Here is a 7,788-nt window from a genome sequence, read left to right on the forward strand (position 1 = left end):
ACCCCGCCGTTATTGACTTTGCGGGCGATTTTCCTGTCAATTTGAAAGGCTGGACTGCGGCAATCGGCCTTATAAAATTTTTTTCTAAGCTTTCTTTTATCTGCCGGGTTAATCGATCTTTTGAATCTGGCTTCAGGCTGAGTTTGATTTATCTCAAGGGCGCATTAAAGGCCGATCAATGCGCGCTTTACATGGTTGATTGCCGTCGATTCATGGAGGTTAAAAATTAGTTACCCGAAGTAGTTGAAATGGCGGGAAATGCTCATAAAAAAGGCCCGCATCCATGATGCGAGCCTTTTTACGGTAAGGCGTTGCCGTTACAGCGAAAGAAGCGAGCCGCTGCGAATGGGCTTTTCGCCGGCAATGCGTGCGACTTCCATGCCGGCCGTGGCGAAGCGCGCGCTATGGCGTGCATACATCACGCCGCTCACGCCCGCGTGCAGCGTCGTCACGGTGTCGGCGAGCGGGTCGATGACATCGGCAATGGCCGCGCCGCGTTCCACCCACGTGCCGCAATCCACGCGAAACACGAGCACGCCGCTGGCAGGCGCCACGATCGGCTCCGTGCCCGCGAGCGGCGTGGCCGCATGGGCGAGCGGCGGCAGCGGCGCGGCCGTGCCTTCGACGATGCCGCGCGCGATCAGATAGTCGACGATGGCCTGGGCGTCGTGCTCGGCGAGCTCGTGCGAGACGTCGCGCTGGCCGCGCAGTTCGACCGTCACCGAAATCGAGCCGTACGGAATGGGGAAGCGCGTGCCGAAGTGCTCGCGCAGCTCCGACCAGCAGAAGCTGTGAATCTCGTCGAACGGATTGCCGATCGAGTTGAGCGCGAGGAGCGACGCCTTGGCGTCGAGATAGCGCGCGAGCGGCTCGACTTCGGGCCACAGTTCGGGGTTCGTGTAGATGTGCATGGCGGCTTCCCAGTCGCAATGCAGGTCCAGCACGATGTCGGCGTCGTACGAAAGGCACTGGAGCGCGAGGCGCATCGAATCGAGTTCGGTTTTCGGCTTCTGCGCGGCCAATGCTTCGCCCATGGCGGCGCGGATCGCGGTGCGGTTCGCGGCTTCGTCGGGCCCGAGACGCGCCTCGATGCTGGGCAGCACGAGCGCAGTGAGCTCGTGGAAATTGCGGTTGAAGTTCTGCGCCGTGTTCGATTCGAAGCGGCCGATCATATGCCCGAGCCAGTGCTGATTCAGGCCCACGGGGTTGGGTACCGGCACGATCACGATCTCGCCGCGCAGGCGGCCCGCAGCTTCCAGGTCCGCGAGCTTGCGGCGCAGCGCCCACGAGACGAGCATGCCCGGCAATTCGTCGGCGTGCAGCGAGGACTGGATGTAGACCTTGGGACCGCCGGCCTTGCCGTAGTGGAAACTGGCAAGTTCCCGCGCGGTACCGAGGGCGGGCGCGATCAACGGGTGGTTTCGGGTTTGCATGATGGATGCGCGGGGCGCGGCGGCCCGCAAAAGGTGTTGGGGTGAACGATGGCCCCCGTGAGCACGTGCAGGGGACCGTAGACCGATCTTAGCCGATTCGACGCGCCGCCGGAACCGGCGCGCCCGCGCGCGCCTGCGGCATCATCTGAAAATACGGAATCCGAAATAAAAATCCGGAAAAGAAAAAGCCCGGGCGGAAAGCCCGGGCTTCGTGCGCCGTAATGCAGCGCCGGCGCGATGCGGTGCTTAGCCGCCGTACACGTCGAAGTCGAAGTACCTGGCTTCGATCTTCTTGTACGTGCCGTCCTTGATCATGTCGGCGATGGCCTTGTCGATCTTGCCCTTCAGGTCGGCGTCTTCCTTGCGCAGGCCGATGGCGGCGGCGCCCGTCGGGATTTCCTTGCCGGCGAACTGGAAGCCAGCGCCGCGCGGCGTCTTCAGGAAGCCCAGATCCGCTTGCACTTCATCCTGCAGCGCGGCGTCCAGACGGCCCGAGATCAGGTCGGCGTAGACCTGGTCCTGGTTCTGGTAAGGAACGACGTTCACGCCCTTCGGCGCCCAGTTTTCCTTCGCGTAGGTTTCCTGGATCGTGCCTTGCTCGACGCCAACCGACTTGCCCTTGAGCGAGTCAGCCGTCGGGGCGAGGCTCGAGCCCTTCTTCGCGACGAGGCGCGTCGGCGTGTTGAACAGCTTCGCCGAGAAGGCGATCTGCTGTTCGCGCTGCGGGGTGATCGTCATCGACGAGAGCACGCCGTCGAACTTCTTGGCCTTCAGGCCCGGGATCATGCCGTCGAAGTCTTGCTCGACCCACACGCACTTGGCGTTCAGGCGCTTGCAGATTTCGTTGCCGAGGTCGATGTCGAAGCCGACCAGCTTGCCATCGGGTGCTTTGGATTCGAACGGTGCGTAGCTGGCGTCAACGCCGAAACGCACGGTGGACCAGTCCTTCGCATGGGCGACGCCGGCCGAGACGGCGAGCACGGCAACCGTGAGGGTGGCAAGCAGTTTCTTCACTATGGGTACTCCTCGAGATGGTTCAGGGCGCGCCGCGTGCGGTCGTGCCGCCATGGCGCATTTCCCGGCGCGGCTCGCGCCGGATTATCGTTGGACCCGCCAGCCTGCGGCCAGCGAAGCGCGCGCAAGCTTACCAGGTCAAAATTGCTGCGTCGCTAGTGTAATACCGGATAGCGGGAAAGGGTGCCGGTAAGTGTACGCCCGTGCGCTTGTACGATTTAACGCGAAGCCTTGTCGGGCAAGGCGTGCAGGCCAATGGGGACAGGCCGTTGCGGGGGCTTGGGATGCGCTGCGCGATGCTCTGCCGCAACAGTCGGAAGAATGCGATGCCGCGCGCTCGCGGCTTCGTCAGCGGTATGAAGGCAAATTGAAATCGAATTGACGGCGCGCCGTTGGCCTTCTGCCCAAATGGGGCCGGGCGGCGCGCCATTTATTGTTGCGGTGCGTCAGACACATCGGCTGCACCGTATGGACGACGTCAGACCACGCGCACGCCCGCGCGCCACGTCGCGCGCGGCACGGGCAGCGAATCGAGCATCGTCACCCGCACGAAGTCCGCGCGCAGGCCCGGCTCGATCGCGCCGCGGTCGTGCAGGCCCGATTTGCTGGCGGGTTCCCACGAGACCGTGGCGAGCGCGCGCGGCAGCGTCCAGTCGGCCTTGGTCACGAGGTCGAACGCGGCGGTCAGGAGGCTCGACGGCACGTAATCGGACGAGAGGATGTCGAGCAAACCGGCCTGCGCAAGTTCCAGCGCCGAGACGTTGCCCGAGTGCGAGCCCCCGCGCACGACGTTCGGCGCGCCCATGATCGTCGCGATGCCGCGCTTTTTCGCTTCCTCGGCGGCCACGCGCGTGGTCGGGAATTCGGCGAGCACGATGCCTTCGGCGGCGGCCTGCTCGACGTGCTCCACGAGTGTGTCGTCGTGGCTCGCGAGCGGGATGTTGCGCGTGCGGCAGCGCTGCACGATTTCGAGGCGGTGCGCGTCGGCGTAGCGTTCCTGCTCCGTGGCCATTTCGGCGAGCATCGTGTTGGTCTGCTCGTCGGTCCACTTGCCGTGGCGCTCCTGAAATTTGCGCCATTGCTCGCGGTCGTGCCACTGGCGCTGGCCCGGCGTGTGGTCCATCACCGAGGCGAGGCGCAGCAGCGGGTGGTCGCTCAAGGTGTCGAACAGCTCGATCACGTCTTCGGTGGCGATTTCGCAGCGCAAGTGCAGGAAGTGTTCGGCGCGCAGCAGGTTGCGCTCGGAAAAGCGCGTGAGCGCCTTGGCGCTCGCGAGCTGCACGTCGCGGCCGCGCACGCCCACGGCGAGGCGCGTGCCGATGGCCAGCGCGTCGAATACCGTGGTGATGCCGGCGGCGGCGATCTGCGCGTCGTGAATGACGAATGCGGCGTCGGTGTTCCAGTGCACGCCGGGGCGCGGCGCGAGGTGCTTTTCCAGGTTGTCGGTGTGCAGTTCGACGAGACCGGGCAGCAGGAAGTCGCCTTCCCAGTCTTCGGCTTCGGGCGCGGCGGTCGAGCCGCGCGAGATGTCGCGGATCTTGCCGTCCGCCACGCTTAGCGTGCCGGTGAAAACTTCGTCTCGCGTCACGATGCGAGCGTTCTTGATCAACATCGTCAGGCTCCGTATCAGATATCGGTTTGCGCCGTTCAGGCGGGTTTCAGGCTGCGGCGCTGAGCGGCGCTTGCGCGCGCGGCGCGCTGAGTTCGAGTACGCGGGTGGCGACGCGCTGGCGCGTGTCCTCGTCGTGGAATACGCCGACGATCGCCGCGCCGCGCTCGCGCGCTTCGTCAATCAGGCTCGCGACGACTTCGCGGTTTTCCGCGTCGAGCGAGGCCGTCGGTTCGTCCAGCAACAGCACGCGGTGCTGCGCGATCAGGCCCCGCGCGATGTTCACGCGCTGCTGCTCGCCGCCCGAAAACGTGGCGGGCGCGAGCGGCCAGAGGCGCTGCGGCACGTTCAGGCGTGCCAGCAGCGTTTGCGCGCGCCCGCGTGCCTCGTCTTCCTCCATGCCACGCGAAACGAGCGGCGCGGCCACGATGTCGAGCGTGCTCACGCGCGGAATTACGCGCAGAAACTGGCTCACGTAGCCCACCACGTTGCGGCGCAGGCGCAGGATGTCGTGAGGCGCCGCGCCCGTGATCTCCAGATGCTCGAGCGGCGCGCCCTCGTCGCGGATCGCAATCGAGCCGCCGCTGGCGAGATAGTTGCCGTACAGGCAGCGCAGGAAGGTGCTCTTGCCCGCGCCCGAGGGCCCGACCAGCACGATGCATTCGCCGCGCTCCACGTCGAGCGAAACGCCCGCGAGCGCTTCGATGCCGATGCCGCCCTGGCCGTGCAGCGTGAAGGTCTTGCGCACGTCTTCGGCGCGCAGCATGAGCGCCGGTCTTTCGAGGAACACGCGCGTGCCCGCTGATGAGTTCAGAGTCATGTCTTTCATCCTAGACCGGCAGCACGGATGCCACCAGCGTCTGCGTATAGGGGTGTTGCGGGTCGTCCAGCACCTGGTCGGTCAGGCCCGATTCGACCACCGTGCCGCCCTGCATCACCATCAAACGGTGCGCGAGCAGCCGCGCCACGCCGATGTCGTGCGTGACGATCAGCACCGAAAGATGCAGGTTGGTCGTGAGCGTGCGCAGCAGGTCGAGCAGGCGCGCCTGCACGGACACGTCGAGACCCGCCGTGGGCTCGTCCATGAAGACGAGGCGCGGGCCCGTGACGAGATTGCGCGCGATCTGCAGGCGCTGCTGCATGCCGCCCGAAAACGCCGAGGGCAATTCGTCGATGCGCATGGCGTCCAGCTCCACGCGCTGCATCCACTGCTGCGCCGTGCTGCGGATTTGCCCGTAGTGGCGCGCGCCCACGGCCATCAGCGGCTCGCCGATATTGGCGCCGGCCGAGACGCCCGCACGCAGCCCGTCGCGCGGATTCTGCTGCACGAAGCCCCATTCGGTGCGCGCGAGCAGACGCCGGCGCGGCTCGGAAAGTGTGCGCAGGTCGAGCGTTTCGCCGTTCGCGCTCGTGTAGTGCAGCGCGCCCGAGTCGGACTCGGTGCGCAGCGCGAGCGTGTTGAGCAGCGTGGTCTTGCCCGAGCCCGATTCGCCGACGATGCACAGCACCTCGCCGGGATACAGGTCGAAGCTCACGTCGCGGCAGCCATTGCGGCCGCCGTACTGCTTCGTGAGCGATCTTGCGCTTAGCAGCGGCGTCATGCGTTCTCTCCTGCTTCATTCGTTGCGTGCGCATCGATCTGTTCGCGTCGGTCGTGGCAGTAGTCGCTGTCCGAGCAGACGAACATGCGTTGGCCTGCGTCATCGACGATCATCTCGTCGAGGAAGCTCTCGCGCGAGCCGCACAAGGCGCACGCATGCTCCCAACGCTGCACTTCGAACGGATGGTCGTCGAAGTCGAGGCTCTTCACCGGCGTGTACGGCGGAATCGCGTAGATGCGGCGTTCGCGGCCCGCGCCGAACAGCTGCAGCGCGGCGTTCATATGCAGCTTGGGGTTGTCGAACTTCGGAATCGGCGAGGGCGACGTGAGATAACGGCCGTTCACGGTCACCGGGTAGTCGTACGTCGTGGCGATGCTGCCGTGCTGCACGATGTCCTCATAAAGCTTCACGCTGATCAGGCCATAGTCGGCCAGCGCATGCAGCTTCTTGCATTCGGCCACGCGCGGCTCGAGCCGGAACAGCGGCTCGGGCATCGGCACCTGGTACACGAGGATCTGCTTGTCCGTGAGCGGCGTTTCGGGAATGCGGTGCCGCGTCTGGACGATCGACGCCTCGCTCGTGCGGCGCGTGGTGGCCACACCCGTGGTGCGCGCGAAAAAGCGGCGGATGTTCACGGCGTTCGTGGTGTCGTCCGAACCCTGGTCGATCACCTTGAGCGTGTCCTTCGCGCCGATGATCGCCGCCGTCACCTGGATGCCGCCCGTACCCCAGCCATACGGCAGCGGCATTTCGCGCGAGGCGAACGGCACCTGGTAGCCCGGCACGGCCACGGCCTTGAGGAGCGCGCGGCGCAGCATGCGCTTGGTCTGCTCGTCGAGGTAGGCGAAGTTGTAGCCCGAGACGGCCTGCGTTTCGTGCGACGCGACTTCGGCTGCGGCGGTTTGCAAGGTATCGGGCGCGTTCATGCGGCCTCCCTGTTTTGCGCGTCGGCATCGGCATCGGCATCGGCATCGGCGCCGGCGCCGCTTTCGTGCTGCGCGCGCAGCTTGCGCACGAGTTCCAGCTCGGCCTGAAAGTCCACGTAGTGCGGCAGCTTCAGGTGTTGGACGAAGCCCGAAGCTTCCACGTTGTCGCTGTGCGAGAGCATGAATTCGATGTCCTGAGTCGGCGAGGCGACCGTCTCGCCCAGCTCCTCGGCGCGCAGCGCGCGATCCACCAGCGCCATCGCCATGGCCTTGCGTTCCGCGTGGCCGAACGCGAGACCGTAGCCTTGCGTGAATTGCGGCGGCACGTCTTTCGCGCCCGCGAACTGGTTGATCATCTGGCACTCGGTCAAGTCGATCTCGCCGATCTCCACGGCTTCATCGAGTTCATCGAGCATCATTTCTACGCATACCGAACCAAAGCGGATCTCGCCCGCGAACGGGTGCGAATGCGCGTAGCCGCGCTGCGTGGCATAGCCCATCGCGAGCAGGAAGCCCTCGTCGCCGCGTGCGAGATTTTGCAGGCGCACGGTGCGGTCGGCAGGGAACGCGAGTGGCTCGCGCGAGAGGTCGCCGGGCTCGCGCGCCTGCGGCGAGCGCGTTTCCTGCTCGATCAGGCCTTCCTTGTCGAGCAGGGAGACCACGCGCGGCATCGCTTCTTCGGGCGGGGTTGCTCGCGGCGCCCGGGGCGCGGCGCTCGCGGCATCGTCGCCTTCGGCGAGCAGCGCGAAGTCGAGCAGGCGCTGCGTGTAATCGTAGGTCGCGCCGAGCACCTGGCCGCCGGGCACGTCCTTGAAGGTCGCGGAAATGCGGCGCTCCACCACCATGTTTTCCGTTTCGACTGGCTGCGTGTAGCCAAAACGCGGCAGCGTGGTGCGATACGCGCGCAGCAGAAAGATCGCTTCGACGAGATCGCCCGCGGCCTGCTTGATCGCGAGCGCGGCAAGCTCTTCGTCGTAGACCGAACCTTCGGCCATCACACGCGCCACGGCCAGACGCATCTGTTCGCGGATCTGCGCGACGCTCAGTTCGGGCACGCGCGTATCGCCGCGGCGAGCCTCGTCGAGCAGACGCCACGACGCTTCGATCGCGCGCTCTCCTCCTTTGACGGCGACGTACATCAGTGCTTCTCCACGAGAGTGGTGCGCGGCAGGCCCATCAGGCGGTCGCCGCACACGAGATAGAAG

At 65.8% G+C, this 7,788-nt stretch carries 7 protein-coding genes; all 7 read right to left on the reverse strand.

What is annotated here, in order from left to right; all coding sequences use genetic code 11:
- Positions 1-317 precede the first annotated feature (317 nt).
- A complete protein-coding gene (locus AB4Y44_RS35130; RefSeq protein ID WP_368702092.1) occupies positions 318-1,433 on the reverse strand; it encodes a succinylglutamate desuccinylase/aspartoacylase family protein in 1,116 nt (371 codons plus the stop codon).
- Between the two features lie 246 nt (positions 1,434-1,679).
- Positions 1,680-2,447, reverse strand: a complete 768-nt coding sequence (locus AB4Y44_RS35135) for an ABC transporter substrate-binding protein (protein WP_342919034.1) — start codon at positions 2,445-2,447, stop codon at positions 1,680-1,682.
- A 478-nt stretch (positions 2,448-2,925) separates the two neighbouring features.
- Positions 2,926-4,059, reverse strand: coding sequence for an alpha-D-ribose 1-methylphosphonate 5-triphosphate diphosphatase (locus tag AB4Y44_RS35140; protein WP_342919033.1), 1,134 nt, complete (start codon positions 4,057-4,059; stop codon positions 2,926-2,928).
- A 46-nt stretch (positions 4,060-4,105) separates the two neighbouring features.
- Positions 4,106-4,876, reverse strand: a complete 771-nt coding sequence (gene phnL / locus AB4Y44_RS35145; RefSeq protein ID WP_368702093.1) for a phosphonate C-P lyase system protein PhnL — start codon at positions 4,874-4,876, stop codon at positions 4,106-4,108.
- A 10-nt stretch (positions 4,877-4,886) separates the two neighbouring features.
- Positions 4,887-5,657 (reverse strand): phosphonate C-P lyase system protein PhnK, encoded by a 771-nt coding sequence (gene phnK, locus AB4Y44_RS35150; protein ID WP_342919031.1) that lies wholly within the window; start codon positions 5,655-5,657, stop codon positions 4,887-4,889.
- Positions 5,654-6,583: an alpha-D-ribose 1-methylphosphonate 5-phosphate C-P-lyase PhnJ gene (locus AB4Y44_RS35155; RefSeq protein WP_368702094.1), complete on the reverse strand. Its 930-nt coding sequence runs from the start codon at positions 6,581-6,583 to the stop codon at positions 5,654-5,656. Before AB4Y44_RS35155 ends, phnK begins: the two co-directional genes overlap by 4 nt.
- A complete protein-coding gene (locus AB4Y44_RS35160) occupies positions 6,580-7,722 on the reverse strand; it encodes a carbon-phosphorus lyase complex subunit PhnI (RefSeq protein WP_368702095.1) in 1,143 nt (380 codons plus the stop codon). The genes AB4Y44_RS35155 and AB4Y44_RS35160 overlap by 4 nt, the downstream gene beginning before the upstream one ends.
- Positions 7,723-7,788 lie beyond the last annotated feature (66 nt).

This window comes from Paraburkholderia sp. BR10937 (assembly GCF_040965695.1).
Taxonomy (GTDB): domain Bacteria; phylum Pseudomonadota; class Gammaproteobacteria; order Burkholderiales; family Burkholderiaceae; genus Paraburkholderia.